The sequence below is a fragment of the Asticcacaulis sp. MM231 genome (assembly GCF_964186625.1).
Lineage (GTDB): Bacteria > Pseudomonadota > Alphaproteobacteria > Caulobacterales > Caulobacteraceae > Asticcacaulis.
In genome coordinates this window covers 1-21,064 of sequence record NZ_OZ075110.1, presented here as the reverse complement: position 1 = coordinate 21,064, position 21,064 = coordinate 1, and the positions used below count along the sequence as shown (strand labels likewise).

15 protein-coding genes and 1 pseudogene are annotated in these 21,064 nt (G+C 58.2%); 5 read left to right on the top strand and 11 right to left on the bottom strand.

What is annotated here, in order from left to right; genetic code table 11:
* Window positions 1–9 precede the first annotated feature (9 nt).
* Entirely contained in the window at window positions 10–588 is a 579-nt protein-coding gene (locus tag ABQ278_RS19455) for a hypothetical protein (RefSeq protein WP_349322685.1), read from the top strand.
* Entirely contained in the window at window positions 589–2,409 is a 1,821-nt protein-coding gene (locus ABQ278_RS19450) for a TIM-barrel domain-containing protein (RefSeq protein ID WP_349322684.1), read from the top strand.
* A gap of 52 nt (window positions 2,410–2,461) precedes the next feature.
* Here the strand turns inward: ABQ278_RS19450 and ABQ278_RS19445 are convergent, their stop codons facing one another.
* From ABQ278_RS19445 to ABQ278_RS19425, 5 genes are all read right to left on the bottom strand, one after another.
* Window positions 2,462–3,373, bottom strand: a complete 912-nt coding sequence (locus ABQ278_RS19445; protein ID WP_349322683.1) for an alpha/beta hydrolase — start codon at window positions 3,371–3,373, stop codon at window positions 2,462–2,464.
* A 29-nt stretch (window positions 3,374–3,402) separates the two neighbouring features.
* Window positions 3,403–3,996, bottom strand: coding sequence for a sterol desaturase family protein (locus ABQ278_RS19440; protein ID WP_349322682.1), 594 nt, complete (start codon window positions 3,994–3,996; stop codon window positions 3,403–3,405).
* Window positions 3,997–4,005: 9 nt separating this feature from the next.
* Window positions 4,006–4,221: a hypothetical protein gene (locus ABQ278_RS19435; protein ID WP_349322681.1), complete on the bottom strand. Its 216-nt coding sequence runs from the start codon at window positions 4,219–4,221 to the stop codon at window positions 4,006–4,008.
* A gap of 2 nt (window positions 4,222–4,223) precedes the next feature.
* Window positions 4,224–4,637: an EF-hand domain-containing protein gene (locus tag ABQ278_RS19430; protein WP_349322680.1), complete on the bottom strand. Its 414-nt coding sequence runs from the start codon at window positions 4,635–4,637 to the stop codon at window positions 4,224–4,226.
* Window positions 4,638–4,702: 65 nt separating this feature from the next.
* Window positions 4,703–5,212, bottom strand: coding sequence for a hypothetical protein (locus tag ABQ278_RS19425; protein WP_349322679.1), 510 nt, complete (start codon window positions 5,210–5,212; stop codon window positions 4,703–4,705).
* Window positions 5,213–5,408: 196 nt separating this feature from the next.
* On the opposite strand from ABQ278_RS19425, the gene ABQ278_RS19420 reads away from it, so the two are divergent.
* Both ABQ278_RS19420 and ABQ278_RS19415 read left to right on the top strand, forming a co-directional pair.
* A complete protein-coding gene (locus ABQ278_RS19420) occupies window positions 5,409–6,119 on the top strand; it encodes a response regulator (RefSeq protein WP_349322678.1) in 711 nt (236 codons plus the stop codon).
* Entirely contained in the window at window positions 6,116–7,450 is a 1,335-nt protein-coding gene (locus ABQ278_RS19415; protein WP_349322677.1) for an ATP-binding protein, read from the top strand. The genes ABQ278_RS19420 and ABQ278_RS19415 overlap by 4 nt, the downstream gene beginning before the upstream one ends.
* 169 nt (window positions 7,451–7,619) lie before the next feature.
* On the opposite strand, the pseudogene ABQ278_RS19410 reads toward ABQ278_RS19415, so the two are convergent.
* Window positions 7,620–8,766 (bottom strand): annotated as a pseudogene (locus tag ABQ278_RS19410) (1,4-beta-xylanase).
* A gap of 387 nt (window positions 8,767–9,153) precedes the next feature.
* Window positions 9,154–9,945 carry an FCD domain-containing protein gene (locus tag ABQ278_RS19405; protein ID WP_349322676.1) on the bottom strand — a complete coding sequence of 264 codons (792 nt, stop codon included), beginning with the start codon at window positions 9,943–9,945 and terminating at the stop codon, window positions 9,154–9,156.
* Between the two features lie 101 nt (window positions 9,946–10,046).
* On the opposite strand from ABQ278_RS19405, the gene ABQ278_RS19400 reads away from it, so the two are divergent.
* Complete coding sequence (locus ABQ278_RS19400; protein ID WP_349322675.1) at window positions 10,047–11,699, top strand: sodium:solute symporter family transporter; 1,653 nt, start codon at window positions 10,047–10,049, stop codon at window positions 11,697–11,699.
* 4 nt (window positions 11,700–11,703) lie between these two features.
* On the opposite strand, the gene ABQ278_RS19395 is transcribed toward ABQ278_RS19400, so the two are convergent.
* The 4 genes from ABQ278_RS19395 to ABQ278_RS19380 all read right to left on the bottom strand — a co-directional run.
* Complete coding sequence (locus ABQ278_RS19395; RefSeq protein WP_349322674.1) at window positions 11,704–14,853, bottom strand: glycoside hydrolase family 2 TIM barrel-domain containing protein; 3,150 nt, start codon at window positions 14,851–14,853, stop codon at window positions 11,704–11,706.
* Between the two features lie 33 nt (window positions 14,854–14,886).
* Window positions 14,887–16,422, bottom strand: a complete 1,536-nt coding sequence (locus ABQ278_RS19390; protein WP_349322673.1) for a glycoside hydrolase — start codon at window positions 16,420–16,422, stop codon at window positions 14,887–14,889.
* Between the two features lie 282 nt (window positions 16,423–16,704).
* Window positions 16,705–18,261, bottom strand: coding sequence for an alpha-N-arabinofuranosidase (locus tag ABQ278_RS19385; protein ID WP_349322672.1), 1,557 nt, complete (start codon window positions 18,259–18,261; stop codon window positions 16,705–16,707).
* 97 nt (window positions 18,262–18,358) lie between these two features.
* On the bottom strand, window positions 18,359–21,064 hold a 2,706-nt coding region (locus ABQ278_RS19380; RefSeq protein ID WP_349322671.1), incomplete at its 5' end, for a TonB-dependent receptor.

Sequence of the window (21,064 nt, the reverse complement as noted above, 5' to 3'; positions counted from 1 at the left end):
ACTTTGACAATGAAGCTCTTCAAGTACGCCGGGAAAAACCTATTGGCCGTTTCATGTGCGGCACTTGCGGCCTTGTCCTTTGGGCCTGTTGCCGCCGCCCGCGTCATGTCGGCTGACGGCCTCGTAACAGGCGACGCTCAGGCTAAGGTAACGCTTATAAGAAAGACGCCTTCCGGCGCCGTATTTCTTGTTCCGCAAGGTGTTCTCCAGTTGGAAATCTGGGGTGATAATTCCGTGCGCGTGAAGATATCTTCACGCGATAACTGGGAGGGAGGCTTTGCGCCAGAAATCACATCTTCCCCCCAATCCGTTCCCTGGCAGTTGGTATTGAGTCAGACGAACCCGACCCTATCGACACGTAAATTTAAGGTGGTCGTTGATGCAAAAACAGGCAATATCACGTTCCAGACGCTCGACGGAAAGATCATTCTAGCCGACATGTCTGCCGGTCGCACGGTTCCAACGTCCACGGATACAGCGGCGATATCGGCACAGTTCCGTGTCGGCCCCAATGAGGCCTTTTATGGTCTTGGTCAGCACCAACAAGGCCTGATGGACTACAAAGGCACAACGGTCCACCTGCAGTAAATGAATACTGAAGTCGGCCTGCCCATTCTGGTATCCAGCGCCGGATACGGAATTTTGTGGCACAATCCGGCGATTACCGACGTCGACGTGGGCATACCCCAAGCCGATGACTCAATTGCGTTTCGAACGGAGTCTGGCAAAGGCATAGATTATCACTTTATCTATGGCCCCGCCCTGGATACGGTCGTTGGCGAATACCGCACGATTACCGGACAAGTCCCGATGATGGCGCTGTGGACATGGGGGCTGTTCCAGTCCAAGGAACGCTATGCCTCGCAGGCCGAATTACTCGAGGTGGCGACACACTATCGAAACAGCGGCATTCCGCTGGATGCGGTCGTGCAGGACTGGCAGTATTGGGCACCCAACCAGTGGGGCAGTCAGAATTTTGATCCAAATCGATTCCCTAAACCTGAAGACCTGATGCGTGACCTGCATGATATGAATCTTCATGCGATCATTTCGGTCTGGCCGAAATTTGACGTCGGCACGGACACCCAGGTCGAAATGGAAAAGGTCGGGGGTCTCTACCCCAAGGTCTATAATAATGTCTGGCCTGTCGGGAAGGCGCGCTGGTACGATCCCTTTAATCCGGACGCCAGAAAGCTATATTGGCAACAGATTTCCCAGGGCATCGGCAGCAAGGGCTTTGATGGCTGGTGGCTTGATGGCAGTGAAGCGGAACTTGGTGGTGAGTGGGGCGAGTTCAAAACCGTCCCGACGGCCAAAGGCATGGGGGAAACCGTCTTCAACGCCTATCCTTTGATGCACACGACCGCCGTTTATGAAGGCGCCCTGCGTGATTTCCCCCAAAAGCGCCCAATCATACTGACGCGTTCGGCCTATCTGGGGCAACAGCGCAACGCGGCGATTACCTGGTCTGGCGACGTAGGCGGGACATGGGAGGTTTTATCCGCTCAGGTGCCCGCCGCACTCAACTTCTCGATCAGTGGCATTCCCTACTGGTCGGTCGATCTGGGCGGCTTCTTTTTCGAGCACCGCGATTCCCCCGGCTATACAGAGTTATTCACACGCTGGCTGCAATTCGGAGCCTTCAATCCTATGTTCCGCATTCATGGAAGTGGCGCCGGCAAAGAGATATGGGCTTTCCCTGAAGCCGTTCAGCCGCAGCTCATCGACACCGTTAAGTTGCGCTACCGGTTGCTTCCCTATATTTACGCTCTGTCCTGGGATGTCACGCATAAGTCCGGGACGATGATGCGCCCCTTGTCGATGGATTTTCCGCAAGATGAGGCCGTGCTGAAAATCCCCGACCAATATAGCTTCGGACGTGGCCTTCTGGTCAGCCCGGTTGTTAAAGCGGGGGCCACATCGCGACCAGTTTATCTCCCAAAAGGAACAAATTGGTATGACTTCTGGACGGGGGAACTGAGGGAGGGGGGGCAAACGCTTGAAGTCGCTGCCCCGATTGACCAGATCCCGCTTCATGTCGCCACCGGCACGATTTTGCCCATGGGACCAAACGTGCAGTATTCGGGCGAAAACGCCGGAGGCCCCCTTGAGATCCGCGTTTACCGCGGCAGCAATGGCGAATTTACGCTCTATGACGATGCCGGAGACGGTCAAGGTTGGAGAAAGGGCGAGCGCGCAGAAATTCCCCTGCGTCTGGAAGATGCCAAGGGGATGCTTAGAATTGGTGCCAGAATCGGCACCTATCCGAATATGCCAAAGACGCGGATATTCCACGTCGTCGTGGTCGGGGCAACTCAGGGCACAGGGATTGCCGAGACTGAAAAGACAAAAGGCACGTTCGTCACCTACCAGGGTAAAGCTCTATCGGTCAAATTACCCTCAGAATAAGGCCTGTCACCAACATCACGCTGGCTTTGCGGTGTAAAGGATAACCGCAATTTTATTTGAGTTGGCTTGCCATGAAGCGATCGACGGCCGCTGTATAGGCCGACGACAGGCCAAGGCTACGATTGATCTCTTCATGTGTCAGGTCCTGCGGCAGGAGCGGCATGGCGTGTCCGGCACGCGTCACCCTGGTCTGAAACGCCTTCGCCTCATCACAGGGCTTGTCCTTGCGCTTCGTCGAACACACGGCCAGCATTGGCACAGCGTCGGCTGTCCACTGCTCGATCGGCGAAGCCTTCAACCAGTAGGCCTTGTCGGCACCGAAAGCCTCGTCATAGAAGGCGAGATGACGGTGTGACATAAGCTCGGGCACACTCATCACGGCGGAATCCAGCACGATGGTGCCCGCCCATCTCTGCCCGACCAGGGCAGGGTTGGATGACAAAAGCGCCACGATATGAGCGCCGGCCGAGTGCCCCATCAGGATAAGGCGGTCCGACCGGGCGCCCCAGCCGCCGGCGTGGAACTGGACATAGCGAAGGGCCTCAGCCACATCACTGGCCTGTTCATAGGCCATGATATCGGGCAGCATGCGATAATTGACGCTGACAAAAACATATCCCTTGGGTAGCCAGTATTTGAGCTTGTTTTCCACGACGGCCGCATTGGCCTTGTCGCCGACCTTCCACGCACCACCATGCACCATGACGATCACCGGCGCGTCCTGCGTATTGGGCGGCGTATAAACGTCGATCGCCTGACGCGCGTCCGGTCCATAGGACAGGGTCTGTTTGCGCGCCCCCGGCAGGATCGACTGCACATCGATGGGCCGTCCTTCTTCTGCCTGTTTGGCCTGAAGCCTGTCCTGAAACTTGGCGTTCATACGGTCACGCAGCGGACCGGCCGTAACGCCGCCAGCCGTGACGACCAGCGATACGGCAATAAGAGCAGCCAAAATAGGTTTCATCGGATTTTCCTTTCCTATGGATGTGTGCGTCATTTCGGACGGCCAAACAAATTGCCGGCGGCCTCTACCAGGGATTTAGAGCGTGTGACATCACCCAACATGCGCCCCCATTCGCGCAGAGAAATGACGAAGGGATTGTACGAGTGGATGGGGGTCGTCAGGCCAAAGACGACGGGCTCGCTGTGATCATCGACGGCAAAGGTGCCAAACCACTTATCGAAGACAATCAGCACGCCGCCGAAATTGCGGTCGAGATATTGCGGGTTGGAAGCGTGGTGGATGCGGTGATGCGCCGGCGTATTCAGAACATGTTCCAGCACGCCCCATTTCGGCGACAGTTCAGTATGCAGGAAGAACTGATAGATGAGGTTGCCCGTCAGCAGGAGGACCACCATCAAGGGCGGAAAACCGAGCAGGACCATAGGCAGGAACATCAGCCATTCGCCGGAGAGCGCATTGGTCCAGCCGAGCCGCACCGCCGCCGGCAGGTTGAAACTGTTGGCAGAGTGATGAACGGCATGTGAGGCCCACAGCCAGCGAATGGTGTGGCTGTAGCGGTGCATCCAGTAATAAAGGAACTCGAAGCCGATAAAGCCCGCGATCCAGACCCAGAGATCGGTCATGGACAGATGCTATGGGGCGAACCGGGCCGCAAAAGGCAAGACAGTCATGACCAACAGCGCGGTAAGCGGCCGCAACAGTGTGTTGCCGACGGCGACACCCAGAGACGCGACGGTCTGGCGCACGTCATAGGCTTCCTTGCGCACAAAAGCGATGTAGAGCGCTTCCAGCGCAACAAAGGCCAGGGTCACCCAGATAAAGGCGCCGTCATATAGATTATGTCCCATGATCAGCGCCCCTTCGCTCGTGCAATTTCGTGACCATCAATGACCCCGTTATGATCCAGGTCGATCTGGTCGAACACCCGCATCGGCCCCCTGACAAACTCGTCACGGCTGAGACGCTGGTCGTGATTGGTGTCAAACGCGGCTCTTGCTGCCTGCATTTTAGGCGCCATCTGGCCTGCGGCCATGGCCGGCACGTCGGCATCCGTCAGATAGCCATCCCCGTTGCGATCGAAACGGGCAAACTGGGCCGAGCGCCAGGTCTGCCACTCGGCGCGCGTCAGCATGCCGTCATGGTTGGTGTCCGCTTCCAAGGCACGGCTTAGCATCTGCTCGATCTGCACCTTTGTTGCGGCGGGCGCGGCGACGGCGCTGGTGACCAGAAAAAGCGCTGGAAGCGCGAAAATGACGATCTTCATCGAGAAACTCCGGACTAAAAATGGGCCCCTTGCGTGAGGGGGAAACACGCAAGGGGCAAGGGCGCCTATCGCGTGGGGCAAGCGATGGTGGCGCCGGAGGCATCCCTGCAGGTGCCGCTATGAGTCGCGCCGGTCGCGCTGTCATAACTGGTGCTACCGCTATAGCTATTGCCGGTGGCAGCATTTGTGACGTCGGTGTTGCGGGCACCGGACACGGTCCCGTCGGCATTGCGGGTAAAGCCGCCCGACGTGCTGGCCGTGCCCCTGGCACCCGTGGTGTAGGCACTGCCGGAATGGCTGGCCGAGCCGTCAGGATTGACCGTGGTGGTCGAACCGCGCGTGCCGTAGGCGCCGGTATTGGTCTTAAAGGCGCCGCCGCTGGTGGCCGTTGCGCTGCCATCGGCATTGGTCCTGGCGCCGCGCGCGCGGACATAGCTGTTACCGTTTTTCGTCCCCGCTGCCGCAACGCCATTAGCGCCTCGGGCACGGACGTGGCCGGTGGCGGCAGCAGCGGTATCGGCAAATATCAGCGTAGCCAGAAGGGCGGCTGAAGCCCCGATCAATGCCTTTTTCATTTTATTCTCTCCTTGTCTGTCGTGGATGACACAAACGAGGCTAGGGTCAGCAGGTTACGCAAAAACGACGCAAAACCCACGAGATGTTACACAATGGTGCGAGACCGGCCACCTGTAACGCCTTGTAACATATTCGCAAATGTCGGAAGCTCTCCCTTACGCTAAAGTCGCGGCTGACCATTGAGGACCCCTGCGCATGACGACTTCCCCCGCCCGCCTGATCGTGCTTGACGACGATGCGGAGATGCGCGGATTGCTCCAGCGATATCTGAGCGAAAACGGTTTCAACGTCCGCACCGTGCCTGATAGCAAAAGCCTTGATCGCGCGCTCGCCCGTGAGCCGGCCGATGTCCTGATCCTTGACCTGATGATGCCTGACGAGGATGGACTGAGCGTTTGCCGCCGTCTGCGCGCTGCCGGCTTCGATACGCCGATCATCATGCTAACCGCTAAAGGCGACCCGATCGACCGTATTCTGGGACTTGAGATGGGGGCGGACGACTATCTGCCTAAACCCTTTGTGCCGCGCGAACTCTTGGCGCGCATCACCGCCATCCAGCGCCGCAGACCTGCCGTGGCCCACCTCGACAGCGGCGAAGGTCGGGTGATTTTTGGACCGTTTGTGCTCGATCTCGGCCGCATGCAATTCACCCGCAGCGGCGAGGCCATAGACCTTAGCACGCGTGAATTCGCCCTGCTGAAGGTGCTGCTGCAACACGCCGGACGGCCCCTGTCGCGCGCGCAGATCATCGACCTGGCGATGGGCCGCGACGCTGACGTGACCGATCGTGCCGTCGATGTTCAGATCGTACGGTTGCGACGCCTGATCGAAACCGATCCGGCCAATCCGGAATGGATCAAGACCGTCTGGGGCCACGGCTATGTGTTTGCAAAGGCGGACAGATGAAAAGCCTGTGGTCAAGACTTCGCCCCGACAGTCTGTGGGGCCAGACCGTGGCCCTGACCGCCCTGATCGTTGGCGTGGCGCAGATTCTCAGCATTGTGCTCTTCACCCTTTTGGTGCTGCGGCCGGAGTTGCAGCGCGTGGCCGGCATCATGGCCGAAAACGTGGCCTCGATGTCCGAAACCCTGTCCGAGGTGCCGGAAACAGACCGGCAACGCCTGATCGGGCACATGGCAAAATCCTCCTATGTCGAAATATGGACCGGCGAACGACCACCCGACGACACGGGCCCGCCGCCGCGCATGGTGGAGCGGGTCTTCATGCGGGCCCTTGTGAAAGCCATGGGAGATAAGACCGATCTCTCGTGGCGGACCGATCACAGCCGCAAGCTGTGGATACATGTCTGGCTGGGCGGTAGCCCTTACTGGATCAGCGTCAAATCCCCCCCCCTCCTCGGCCCGACCGGCCTTTTGCTGGCTGGGGCGGCTTCGACCTTCGGGCTGGCCCTGGTGGCGGCGGCGTTGCTCAGCCATCGTCTGCTGCGGCCGCTTAATGCGTTGCGCGACGCAACCGAGCGCTACCGTCTGGCGGCGCCGGCGCCGCCCTTGCGAGAAGACGGCCCTCTGGAGATTGCCGACCTGTCGCGCAGCTTCAATAATATGACAGCCCGGCTTGCCAGGGCCGACGCCGAGCGCAGCTTGATCCTGGCCGGTATCTCGCACGATGTGCGCACGCCCCTGGCCAAGCTAAAACTGGCCTTCGAGATGATGACATGCGACGACGAGGCCCTGACAGCAAGCGCCCAGCGCCAGATCGACCGCATCGAAGCTATTATGTCGCAATTTCTGATGTACGCGCGCGGGTTTGGGGCTGAGCCTGTTATCAAGGTCAGCTTGCCAGAGCTTTTCACACCTGTTTTGGCAGACTATGGCCAAGCAGGTGTGATCATCGCGGCGCCGGTGCCGAATGGAACCCTGCACGCAAGGCCGGAGGCGCTTCGCCGCGCCCTGATCAACCTGGTCGAGAACGCCCTTCACTACGGCGCGGCGCCCATTGAGCTCACCTGTCAACAAACGCCGAACGGGTGGCAAATCCGCGTGCGCGATCATGGTCACGGTGTTCCAGAAACGCAGATCGCGTCTTTAACCCAACCGTTTATGCGCGGCGACAGCGCCCGACAACCACCACCAAACCCAGCCTTTGCGCCTAACGGCACCGGCTTGGGCCTGGCCATGGCCGAGCAGATCGCACAGCTACACGGTGGGAAAGTCTCTCTGCGCAATCTTTCTGACGGTTTTGAGGCCGCGCTTACGATCCACGACGTCGTTATGTGAACTGATGGCGCATCCCAGGCGCCTCTATTGGAAAGGCTCGCAGCGCCAAACCAAGTCACGGCGGTCACGCCTAGGTCGTGAAAGGTACTCACCCGGCCTTTATCGAGCCGGTCGGGATATGCGCCCGCACCACCTAAAAAGCGGAAGGTCTTCTATCTCCCAGCTCTCTTTATTTCGTCTTGAAGGCTTTTTCTGCCTCGATGGTCATTGCTTTGATTTGCTGGGTTTCAGCCGGACGATAGGGCTTGCCATCCGGATAGAAGATGTCGTGAAACCACAGGGTCGGCGGCGTCTTGGTGTAAGGCCGTTCCCACGAATCCCACGGCATGTTGGTCTGGCTCTTGCCCAGCACAAAGCCCCAGTTGATAACGCCGACATTGTATTTGCGCGCCATGGGCAGGGCGGAGTCAAAGGTCGATCCGTTGCCGCGCGCCATGTATTCCGTCATGATCAGAGGACGACCATAGGGTTGCAGTGACTTGATGCGCGCCTCCAGGCGTTCCGGCCAGTCATAGCTGTGGAAGCTGATGACGTCTGACTGGTCAATCTGTACGCGCTCCACGGCATTGAGGCTACCCTTGGGCGACCAGTCATCATTGTGCCAGACACCGGAGGTCAGCGGCTGGTCGGGGTTCTGTGCGCGCGTCCAGGCAAAAACCTGCGGCAGCAACTTCGCGACCTGAGCCGTCTTCACATCCTCAGGCAACTGGTCATAGTTACCGCCGCCGCGGTTATCCGGCTCGTTCCAGACATCCCACGCCAGGATGCGGTCGTCCTTGGCGAAGGCACCGACAATGCCCTTGACGTAGGCTTCATACTTGCCCCAACCGGCTTCGTCCATCAGTCCGGCACTGCCTGGCGATTGCACCCAGCCGGAATTGTGCACACCCGGCACAGGCGCGTGCTGCGTCCCCAGTTTGGGATTTGGGTCCCAGCATGAGTTCGAACAGAACGAGCATCGGCTTGATATGGTGCCTGGCGGCAAGATCGAGCACAACATTGATGCGCGCCTTGAACCCTTCCGGATCTTGCTGCCAAAGCTGATCATGCAGAAAAATGCGCATGGTGTTCATGCCGATCCCTTCGGCGTAGCCGAATTCCTTGTCGATCTCGGCCGGATTGAAGGTATCTGACTGCCACATCTCGAACTGGTTGATCGCGTCGGTCGGCAGGAAATTCGACCCAACCAGCCAGCGCTGCTGACCATACCAGCTATTGGCCCTGGCTGCCGTCCAACGCGTTGTCTCGGCGTGGGCGGGCGCATACAGTCCCTGGCTCGACAAGGTCAGGGCGCTCGCCACAACACACACTTTCATTACGGATGTCATTTTCTTTCGGAATTCGTCCCTGTTTTTATGGTGTGCTGAATTGTTTGGTCAGCTTATTTGACTAGATTTAGCACCGATGCAGCAAGACCGCGCCATCCAGAACATTACCGGAATAGAGCTGGATGTCGGGCTAATCGGCTCAACGTTCGGGACAATGACCACTTGTCGCCAAAGACCGTCCCGAGATCATGTCCTCCTTTACCTTATAAAGGTGGTACGAGAAATTCTGACCCATTTATCTTACAATTAAAAGAGGTTTGTTCAGTGCCTCTTGGCCGAGTTCAGCCAACGCCGCCTGTTGCTCGTATCCAAAGCTTGAATTGGCTCTGGCGGATGTTGATTTGACAGATCAGGTGCGTCAACTGGATAGCCTGCTTACGTATGCGCCTCGAGCGACAACGAGGCCGTCTTCCAGCCTTGTGATCGGCGCGTATCCTCAAGCGCTGTGCGTACAAGGGCTTCCATACTAAAACGCGCCGCACGGCTATCCCTGTCGGCCACAGCCTCATACACTCTCAGATGATCGGGCCAACTGTCGCGCGAGCCAATCGGATCGGAGGACTTGAACTTTGTCGACCAGGCGATCGCTGAGCCTATGGAACTGTTCAGGGAGATCAGGAGTTCATTTTGTGTGCCCAGCAAGAGTTGCTTGTGAAACTCAAGGTCCGCAATACGGCCACGTTCGGTATGAAGGGTTTCTTCCTTCATGATCATCAAAGACGCGTACATCTGGCTCAGTTGTTCTGGCGTACGCCTTTCCGCCGCCAGCTCGGCGGCGGCGGGTTCATTGATCAGCCGCAACTCAAAAAGCGCCTTGATGAAGGCATCCGTCGGCGTCGTTTCAAACATCCACCCCATGACTTCGGGATCGAGCAGGTTCCAGCGCGACCGCTCGCAGACCTGAGTTCCGCGCTTGGGGCGGCTCTCCACCAGCCCCTTTGCCGCCAGTATGCGTATAGCCTCACGATAAGGCGTGCGCGTTGAATTGAGGCTCTCAACCGAATCGATCTGATGAGGCAGTATATCGCCAGGTTTATAGTTGCCTTTCAGGATGTCGACCGCCAGACGATGCGCCAGCGCACCGTGCAAACGTCCCTGAAAGAAAATGCCTTCGCTGGGTACATTCCGCGCCTGATTTTTTTTATTTTCCGCTACACTCTCAGCCATGAGTCAGTATCCCGCTATCTGTATTCCAGTATAACGTTAAGCCGAACCTCATAGCAAATATAAGCTTTTCAACCTGCCCCAACCGCCTGATGAACGCCCTGATGCCGCAAGCTCACACACTGGAATCCCTGTCGAGCCTGGATATCGGCATCGTGGTGGTCTACATGGCCGTCATCTTTATTCTGGCGCAAAGTGTTTCGCGCGCTAAGCCCGCTGAAGCCATGACGACCGGGCGCTATTTCTTTGCCAGTCATCAACTGCCCTTCTGGGCGGTCGGCACCTCCATCATCGCCGCCAATATCTCGGCCGAACAAATCATCGGCATGTCGGGGTCAGGCTACCGGATCGGACTGGCTGTCGCCTCCTATGAGTGGATGGCCGCCCTCACCCTGATCCTGGTTGGCAAATATATCCTGCCGGTTTTCTTCCACACCGGCGTCATGACCATGCCGGGCTTTCTTCAGCTCAGGTTTGGTTCCGGCGTTAAAAATCTCATGGCCGTTTTCTGGCTTTGCCAATATGTCCTGATCAACCTGACCGGAATTCTGTGGCTGGGCGGCACGGCCGTCTCCACGATCACCGGGATCGACACCGTTACGGCGCTTGTCGGGCTGGGCGTATTTGCCCTGCTTTATCAGATCAGGGGCGGGCTGAGAGCCTCGGCCCAGACGGATGTGGTGCAAGTGGCCATCCTTATTGCAGGCGGTCTGGTCATCCTTGCCATGACACTCTGCACGATCAGCGGAGACTGGAGCCTTGACGGCGCCTTACAGGGGTTTGGTCATCTGATGAGCCGGCATCCCGATCATTTCAGAATGATCCTTCCAAAGGAAAGCCCCTATTATCAGGACCTGCCCGGCATCGCTGTCCTGATCGGCGGCATGTGGATACTGAACCTGTCCTATTTCGGCTTCAACCAGTACATCGTCCAGCGGGCGCTGGCGGCCAAGTCCCTGACCGAGGCCCAGAAAGGCATCGCCTTTTCGGCCTATCTGAAATTGCTTATGCCGTTGATCGTGGTTCTTCCGGGCATGACCGCCATTCTTCTGGCGCCCGGTCTGGCCAGAGGGGATATGGCCTACCCCACGATGATGAGTTTGCTGCCGCCCGGATTGCTTGGTCTGGTGTTCGCCGCGCTCATCGCGGCCATCGTGGCTTCATCCGCCTCCAAGATCAATTCCATCGCCACGATCGTCACGCTCGATCTCGTCCAGCCGGCGTTTCCCGCCCTGACCGACCGGCAACTCATGATTGTGGGCAGGACCACGGCGGTCGGCGCCCTATTGATCGCGGTTATGGTCGCCAAACCCTTGCTCGGCGATTTCGATCAGGTTTTCCAGTTTGGCCAGAACCTGACGGGATTTTTCGCACCGGGCATTGTGGTGATCTTCCTTCTCGGCCTCTTCTGGCGCGGATGTTCACCTGCGGGCGCTCTTGCAGGGATCATAAGCGGCGTCACCATGTCCGCCTTCTTTTTCACCGCCAATCACCTGCACCAGCATCCGCAATGGTGCGGCATGGACTGGCAGTTTCTTACCCAGCATGTACCCTTCATGCCGTTCCTCAACCGCGTCGGCTGGGTGTTCTGGATCACCCTCGCCGTCTGCGTCGGCGTGTCAAAACTGCTTCCGGATAAGCAACTTTTTCCCGGTTGGCAGCTAACAGCCGGAACGTTCAGAACGTCCCGGCTGTTTAACCTGATGGCGCTGGGCGTCATCCTTATTCTGATCGCGCTTTACGCTGTTTTCTGGTGAGCGCTCATTGCGGCCGCACGGTGAAACTGTAGGTCTGCGGCTCCATACGGACGCGATATTTGGCATGCGGGCGGCCATCCAGGCTCCAGCCAGTGTCCCCGCCAACGCCGGTCTGCACCAGATCGATCAGCAGGGAACCATCGCCATGAGGATGGATTTCGGATGACTTCCAGGTGCCGCGCGGGCGGATATAGAGATCCTCATAGGGAAACGCCAGGGCGTTGACCGAGAGGGGCTGATCGCCCGTGACCCTGACGCCCTGCCCAGCCGTGTCGCTGAGGCTCACCCAACGGACATCGGTCTTGTTGCCGCTTTCCTGCGGGCGGCTATAGTCGTGATACTGATCGGCGACCTTGCCCGTATAGAGGCCGATGGCATAGCCGGTCTGGCGATCTATATAGGATTCCTGCGGACCGCGGCCATACCATTCGATATCGCTCAAGGCAGGATCGGTATCGAAGCGCAGGCCCAGACGCAACGGATCGGGCAGGTCATCGCGCAACGGCGTAAAGGTCGAGGTCACGTTCAGAGCCCCGTCCGGCGTCATGCGATAGGTCGTGGACCAATGGACGGCGCCGGTGCCGAAATTATAAAGCACCTTCACCGAGTTTGCGCTGACGTCCACCGAGCGGACCTGACGTTGTTCGGTAAAGGTCTTCCAGATTCTGTGCGACTTCTCCACGCCCGAGCCCTCGTCATTGTCGGTCAGGCCGCGCCAGAAGTTCGGCGCGCCGCCCTTGAGCAAGGTCTTGCCCCCGGCGCTGTAGGTCACAAGCCCCGTCTTGACGTCGACCTCAAGCGTCGCCGTGGCGGTTCTCAGTTCGATGTCATCGCCTGATTTTACCGGCTTCACCGCCACGCCCTGCGCCGGTTCGGCTTCGGCTTTATGCGTGATGAACTGTGAGAAACCGAGCACCGTTCCGGCCGCCACGCCCTTGATAGCGCCTGCCTTTGCCTTGGCACGCAGGGTGACGATTTGCTCCGCTCCAGGTGCGACCTTCAGCATCGGCAAAGTGATCGGCACGGCCTCGGATGTACCGGCCTTGACGCTGGCGGCATCGACGGTGCCCGATGTGACCAGATTGCCGTCGTTGGTCAAAACCCACTCAAAATCGAAATCCGACAGGTCCTTGAAATCGTAGCGATTGACGACCGTTATCTGACCCGTCGTCGGATCGCCTTCAAAGACGACCGGGGAATAGACTTTCTGCAATTCCCAGTATTCCGGATCGGGCACGCGATCGGCATTGACCACACCATCGCCAACCACGCTGTTGTCGCCACGCGCCGGGTTGACGTCAAAGCCAGACGCCCAATAGGGCCGGCCCTTGTCGTCTTTGGCGTGGACGGTCTGATCGACCCAATCCCAGATGAAGCCGCCCTGCAGTTTTTTGTACGAACGGATAACCTGCCAGTAGTCTTCGAGATTGCCGAGGCTGTTGCCCATGGCGTGCGCGTATTCGCATTGGATCATCGGCTGAGTGCGCGTCGGGTCCTCGGCCCAGTCGACCATTTTTTCGATATCGTCGTACATCGGCGCATAGATATCGACGTAAGCGTTCGGAGCATGGCGTTCGACCAGCGTGCCCTGCCCCAGATAGCTGATCAGACGGTTTGGATCGTTCTTCCGGATCCATTTCGCCGCGTTCTCGAAGTTCGGCCCCGTGCCGGCCTCATTGCCCAGCGACCAGATGATGATCGAGGGCGCATTCTTGTCGCGCTCGACCATACGCGAGATACGGTCAAGATGCGCCTTTTCCCAGTGCGGCTTATAACCGAGTTGAATCTCTTCGCGCTTCGGGCTGCCCAGCCTGTCGGCCGTATCCATATATTCGTGAGATTCGATATCGGCCTCATCGTAGACATAGAGGCCATATTCGTCCGCCAGGTCGTACCAGCGCGGATCGTTCGGGTAATGAGAGGTCCGCACGGCGTTGACATTCGCCTGCTTCATCAGCTCAATATCCTTGCGCATCAGGTCTTCGGAGATGACGCGATAGGTATCGGGGTCATGCTCATGGCGGTTGACGCCCTTGATCATGATGCGCTTGCCATTGACCCGCACTTCACCGTCGGCGATCTCAACCGTTCGGAAGCCGATCTTGCGTGAGGTGGCCGATATCAGCTTGCCCTTGGCGTCCTTGTACTCGATCACCAGACGGTACAGGTTCGGGGTCTCAGCCGACCAGGGCCTGACGTCTTTGATCGTGCCCTTCAGGACCGCCGAGGCGCCGCCCCTGATGGCGGATTGCGTGGTCAAAACCGCTGTATCGCCGTCATAGACCGTGGCCGTCACCTGTCCTTTGGCGGGCTTGCCGGCGAACTCGGCGTCCAGTGTGAACAGACCGTCGCTATAGGTTGTCTTATCGAGTAGCGTCGTCACGGTATAGTCGCGCAAACGCGCCTGAGGCTCGGCATAGACATAGACGCTGCGCTCGATGCCCGACAGACGCCAGAAATCCTGATCTTCCAGATAGGAGCCGTCGGCGTAACGGTAGACTTCTATGGCGATCGTGTTCTTGCCAGCTTTTACGAACTTGCCGACGTTGAACTCCGAAGGCAGTTTCGAGTCCTCGGAATAGCCGACCTTCTCGCCATTGATCCAGATGTAATAGGCGGCGCCCGCCGCGCCGATGTGCAGGAAGATATCTTTTGCCTGCCAATCGGCCGGCACCTCGAAGTCGCGCTTATAGGAACCGATCTCGATCATATCACCCGGCACGCGCGGCTCATCCGTGGGGAACGGATACTTGATGTTCCAGAATTCCGGCAGGCCATAAGCGCCATGACCTTGCGCCTGAATCATGCCCGGCACCTGAATACGGCCCCATGCCGAGGTATTATATCCCGCCTGATAGAAGTCTTTCGGGCGGTTATCGACGCCTTTGGAATAGGCAAAGGCCCAGGTTCCGTCGAGCGAGAGATAATGCGTGGACGCCGCCATGTCGCCTTTCAGCGCCAGTTCGCGGGTTTCATAGTTGAAGAAGGTGGCCTTCATCGGTTCGCGGTTCACGGCGACCACGTCCGGCTGCTGCCATTCGGCAAGCGCCGGCGCAGGGGCCTGCGCCATGACGGCGGTCGCGGACAAAATGGGCAGGGTGCCCAGAACCGTTGCGCACGTCAGTATGTGACGTAGCGTGTTGCGAGATTTCATGGCGTTTCCTTTTTATGGTTTCTGTTCAAGGGATCAGGACGGCGCCTGCGTAATGACGAGGGTTGAAATGGATTGCGGCGGCACCTGCACCGACATCCCCGAAGCTGTCAGATTGTCTCCACACAGGCGCGCCGCCTCATGCGCCGCATCCGTTACATAGAGCTCGACGTGATGGGCCTGCCCGACTTTCATGCTGGGCAGATTTTGGCTGGGCAGTTTCAGGTTTCTGGCATAGGGGCCAGCATTGACGTGGACAAACACCACGGTCTTGCCGTCCGGCGATACCGCGCCTGTCGTGTCCATATCCGCAACCTCGAACAGACGATAACCCGGCCGGATATGGCGGCTGAAATTGGCCATGGCGTAATATTTACGCGAAATCGTGAGGGTGTGCTCGCCCTCATCGGGCACGGAATAATCCATTTTGATCAGGCCCCAGTTGGAGCTGTGCTGTGGATCGGGCGACACATTCTCAACAGCCTGCCAGAACACCCACGCCACGGGCTTCAACTTCTTCAGGTCAAGCGTAATGCGTTCCGCCAGCGCCAGGGGCGGACGCATATCGTCGAAGTCCTGGCGCACATTTTGCGGTGACAGATCGTTTTCCGACATCCACAGGCGTATGTTGGATGACGATGCAATGTCCCGCACACCGGTCTGTCCGAACGTATCATAGCTATGGACATTAAGCTGACCGATCAAGGCTCTGGTCTCAGGCGTATAGGCTTGCCAGTTCCGGATAAAGGTCAGGGAATCGGTTTCATCCATCGCCGCAACCCGCGTTTTTAGGCCAGCCTTCCCCAGGGCCTTTGCGGTCGCGACAATGACCTCCTGCTGCGCTTCGGGCGTCCAGTGCGAGCCCTCCTGCGTATTCTTGGCGTGCCAGTAAGGCGTCGCCGGCTCATTCACCGGCGACAGGGTTCTGAAATGGACGCCGTGGCTCTGTTCAAGCCTGGCGGTCACGCGGACAAGGTAGTCAGCAAAAGCGCTGGAAGCGCCGGGTTTGATATTGTTGTCCAGCCTGTTGTCATTGCCGGACACCAAACCGCTTTGCGTCATGAAATAGGGCGGCGAGTTGGAAAACGCCTCCAGAATAAGCACTTTGTTGTCAACACGATCATGAATGGCGTCGAGCCACCAGCGCTGGCGGGCATCGGCGGACCAGTCCCACATCGCCGCCTCGTCGGGCCGCCACCAGTCCTGACCGGTGGCGCCTGCGGGCCTGCGCCAGAAACCGGGAAGATCGGCGCCCTTGCGCAGATAGGGCTGTATATCCGGCGCATTGCCCCCGCCGATATTGTAACGGGCAATGTTCCAGCGCAGTCCCTGCTCGCCATAGAGAAGATCAGCAAGCCGGTTTCTCACCGGATCAGGATAGCCGCCCGTCACATTGGCGAACCAGGCCAGCGCCGTGCCCCATCCCTCGAACGGCTTGCCCATGCGGGTATAGTCGGGTCGCACGTCGATATCCTGTGCGGCGGTGACGGTGGGACACACCTGCGCCATCACCGATGTGGCGCCGCCAGCGACGAGAACAGCCAGTATCCCTGCCCGGCGGAGGCCCCACAAGAGGCGCCCATAAACGCGGGTCAAAGGCACGGGGACATGGCGAGCCATAACGGAGGCAGCAAGCATGAGGACCAACCAAAATACGTTGTAAAAGAGCGCCAAAAAAAGCACCGATAGCGGAACGTGCCTGAGGAAGCAGGCTTGCGCCCCTATCGGTGCACAGGATGGAAGAGGTCAAGGTGGGCGGAATCCCGCCCGACACACACGAGACGTCTTTCCGCCGAGATCAGGGAGTGACCCCGGCGGTATTCGGCAAGGTTCGCCAAATTTCAGTCGGCCAACCTATTCAAGCGTGAGAACCACGACAGACTTGGCGGGCAGCGTCAGCACAAGATTACCGCCTGTGATTTTCGCCTTCTTGAAATCGACCGGAACAACGACGCCGGGCGCGCCGATCGGGTTCGCCGCATCCAGCCTTTCCGCGGTGAGAACTTGTCCCGAGACAGACTTCGCCTTGAGGGTGCCGAGATTAATCGTCAGCGCGACCTCGTCTTTCGGGGTCATGCTCGCCAGACCGATATAGATCTTGCCGTCTTTGCCGCGCGCCGCCGAAGCGTTGAAGGCCGGGATGGTCTTGCCCCCCAGGGTAAACTCAGGCGCCGTGATATCAAGCGGCAGGGATGTCGAATCCTGGAACGGCACGTACATCTTGTAGGCATAGTAGGTCGGCGTCAGGGCGATCTTGTCGCCCTCCGTCAGGATCATGGCCTGCAGGACGTTGATCGTCTGGGCGATCGCCGTCAGGCGGACACGGTCGGCGTGGTGGTGGAAGATGTTGAAATTGGCCGCCGCGAGCACGCCATCACGCAGGGTGTTGAGCTGGTAGAGGTGCCCCGGATTGGTGCCTTTTTCGACGTCATACCACGTGCCCCATTCATCGACATAGAGACCGACACGCTTCTCCGGATCGTACTTGTCCATGATGGCTGAGTGATCGTCGATGATCTTGTCCATCTTCAGCGTATTGGCAAACGTATCCACCCAGTCCTGCTGGCTGAAGCCTGTGGCAGCGCCCTTCTTGCCCCAGTCACCGGTCGGCAGGGTGTAGTAGTGCAGGCTGATAGCGTCCATGCGACGGGCCGCCGCCTTCATCACAACATCGGTCCAGTTGGTGTCATCAGCATTGGAGCCCGACGCGACGCGGATAGCCGGATTGTCATCATTCTTGTGGAAGAAGGCGGAGAAGCGGCGGTACTCATTGGCATAATATTCCGGCGTCATTTCGCCGCCACAGCCCCAGCTTTCGTTGCCAATGCCGATCACCGGCACCTTGAAGGGCTTGTCGCGGCCATTGGCGCGCCGTTCCTGCGCCAGCGTATCATCGCCGGGCGAGGTCATATATTCGATCCATTCGCGCATTTCGGTCGGGTCGGACGAGCCGACATTGATCGACACATAGGGATCGGCGCCGATCTGCTCGGCAAAGTCCATGAACTCATGGGTGCCGAACTGGTTGCTTTCAGGAGAGCCGCCCCACCAGTTGTTCTTGCGCGAAGGACGCTTGTCGCGCGGTCCTACGCCGTCGCGCCAGCGGTATTCGTCGGCGAAACAACCGCCCGGCCAGCGGATAACCGGCACCTTGATGTCTTTCAGCGCCGTGACGACATCCGTGCGGATACCGCGGACATTAGGAATCTTGGAGTCCTCCCCTACCCAGACGCCGTCATAAATGCCACGACCGAGATGCTCGGAAAACTGGCCATAGATATAGCGGTTGATCGGCGCTCCCGGCTGATCGGCCTTCAGGGCGCCTGTGGCGCTCAAGGTGCCTGCGTGCGCGCCGAGGCACCATGTGAGGGCAAGTGCGGCGACCGCCAGTACGGGCAGTTTTCTGGTCATGAAATTCTCTTGGCTAGGAGATTGAAAAAACGTGGCGAGCAAGGATGAAAGAAGTCCGTGGGTGGCTTGTCAACCACCCACGGCTTCATCATGCGTGCTATTGGTACTTGAAACGCACCGACAGACCGTAGTAGCGGCCTTCGTCGCGGATATCGCGAACGAACCTCGAGCCGGTTTCATATTCGTGGAAGTTATGGAAAGGCTCCGCCAGGATGTTAGAGGCATCGAAGTTGATGGTATAGGCATCGCTGGGCGAATAGCTGAACGAAAAGTCCAGACGATTGACGGCTTCGGTGCCTTCGCCTTCCCAGCCACCGCTGCGGTTATCGTAAGAATTGATCCAGCGCGAACGGCCGTTGTACGACAGACGCGTGGAAATCTTGTCTTTCTCGTAGAACAGAGCCAGATTATAGCTCCAGTTTGATACGCCCGGTATCTTCACCATCTGCCCTTGACCACCCAGTGACTCCGGGAGTTCGTTGTAAGCGTCAATATAGGTCAGGTTGGCCTGAACACCAAAACCGTTCCACGCCCCCGGCAGGAAGTCTAGGAACGTCTGGCCCGCAACCTCAATGCCCTTGATCTTACCGCTACCGGCGTTTTCCGGACGACTAATAAGCATTGTGCCGTAGGTAGGATCTTGAATCGTTACAGGATAATTGCTGATAAAACCCCACAGATCATGATAGAACACCGCCACGCTCGAAGACGTATTCGCTGACGGATAATATTCCCACGTGATATCGTAATTGGTCGAGGTCAGCGGCTTCAGGTCCGGGTTACCAGAAGACCCTTTTGCGGCGTAAAGATTTGAGTCTTCGCCTTTATTCTCCCCTATGCTTGTCGTCGAATTCAGTTGGCCGAAATCGGGACGCGTCCGTGTTTTAGTGATACCCAGACGGATTTGCGTCTCGTTATTCGGTCGCAGGCGCATACTGACGTTCGGCAGGACGTCTACATAGTTTTGCTTCATGGAGCTTTCAGAAACGGTGGTAACACCATCCCATGTTATGGTAGAGATACCATAGTTTTTCCCGATCGTATTAACAACGCGAACGCCGATATTACCATCGACATCTGAGTCGAAGAAATGCCCCTCATACCGTCCCTGAACATAGCCCGTGCGCGTGGCTTCCTTCGCTCGGAACCCTGACACATAAGGCATTAAGTCGGCCTGCCAGTTCGCAACGCCACCCGTATCCCCCATTTCCGCCAGAGCCTCACGTGTCAAGGCAAGCAGGCCTTGGCGATTATCAACGATGCCTGCACGGGTTGGCTGCAAATAGTTGCGGAAGCCCTGCTCACTGCCACGGAAGGTGTCCTGCGTCATGAACAAATCGCCTACAGGAACCTCGCTCATCGGGATGGCGAGCGGCAGCGTCCAGCCATATCTGGAATTGCTTTCGAGGAAAGCATTGCGATCGGAGTAACGCAGGCCGGCCTTGATTTGCTTGAAGATGCCCCAGCCGGTATCGTAAACTGCATCACCGCGCCACTGGATGCCGTTGCCACCCACCTTGTAAATACTCTCATAATAGCCGCGCCAGATATAGTTGGCGGGGTCTGAGACATCCAGCCCAACAACACTCCATGCGGCGCCGCCACCAGCATTGTAATTGACATTGATGGGATAGGATTCCTTGAGCGCCGAATCGAGGCTCCATGATGAGTTCGAATAGACGCTGTTTGTATAGGCCAGGTCCGTCGAGAGCTTCAGGCTGCCAGATGTGTAGCTGCCTCCCACCGCGATCTGCTGCGTGTCCGTCCGGTCATAGCCGGTCGAGCGATAGAAAGAGATCGGCTCGCCCCCCGTATTCGTCATGCTGGAGATCTTATCGGTCCCCTCCTCAAACACCACATTGGTCTTTGTGCCACTCCATAAGGGCGCCTGCGCCCAGTCATTGGCATGTTCGGCACGGTAGGCCTGCCACAAAAGATCGGCATAAAGTTCGACCTGTTCATTCGGCCGCCATTGCAGCGTAGCATTGGCCGATGGACGCCAGCGATGGCCCGTATCCATATAAACGCCGACGGCATCTGGATACCTCGCGGTCTGTCCGTCCACGGTACCGGTTGCTATGTAGCCGGTGGCCCAGCGTACGGCGTTGCGATAGTCCTGCTCCGTGTAGGAGACGTTCAACAAGGCGCCGATTTCACCTACACCGGTGCTCCAGCGATCGGTGATTAGGAGGTTGCCGTTGGTGTTGAACTTGTCATTCTGGTCGTTATAGGTCTCGCGAATAGCGCCGTCGATTTCAAAGCCCTTGAAATCGAACGGACGACGGGTGCGAACATTGATCAGGCCCGCCAGTCCCGGCTCCAGCAGATCGGCCGTGCCCGACTTATAGACCTCCATCCCAGCCAGGGCGCCCGACGGGAAATCCTGAAGCTGAACACGACGTAGTTCGGCCGTCGAAATATCACGGCCGTTAACGGTTGTGGCGACATCCGGCAGGCCGCGCACCAGCACGCCGCTACCTTCGTCGCTGCCATGACTGATCTGGATGCCCGGCAGGCGTGCCAGCGATTCGGCAGCGTTCACATCCGGCAGCTTGCCGATGTCTTCAGCCACGACGGCATCCACGATGGAATCGGACTTGCGTTTGATTTGCTGGGCGGAACGCAGACTGGCGCGATAGCCTTTTACGACCACGACTGTGCCGTCATCTTCCTTGGCAGTAACGGCAGCATCAACCTTTTCTGATCCCGTCGTTGCTGGGGCAACGTCTTGCGCTAAAGCCGCCCCATGCGTGGACAGCAAAAGCAGCGAGACCGAAGCGAGCAAAAGAGTTTTTGATGTCAT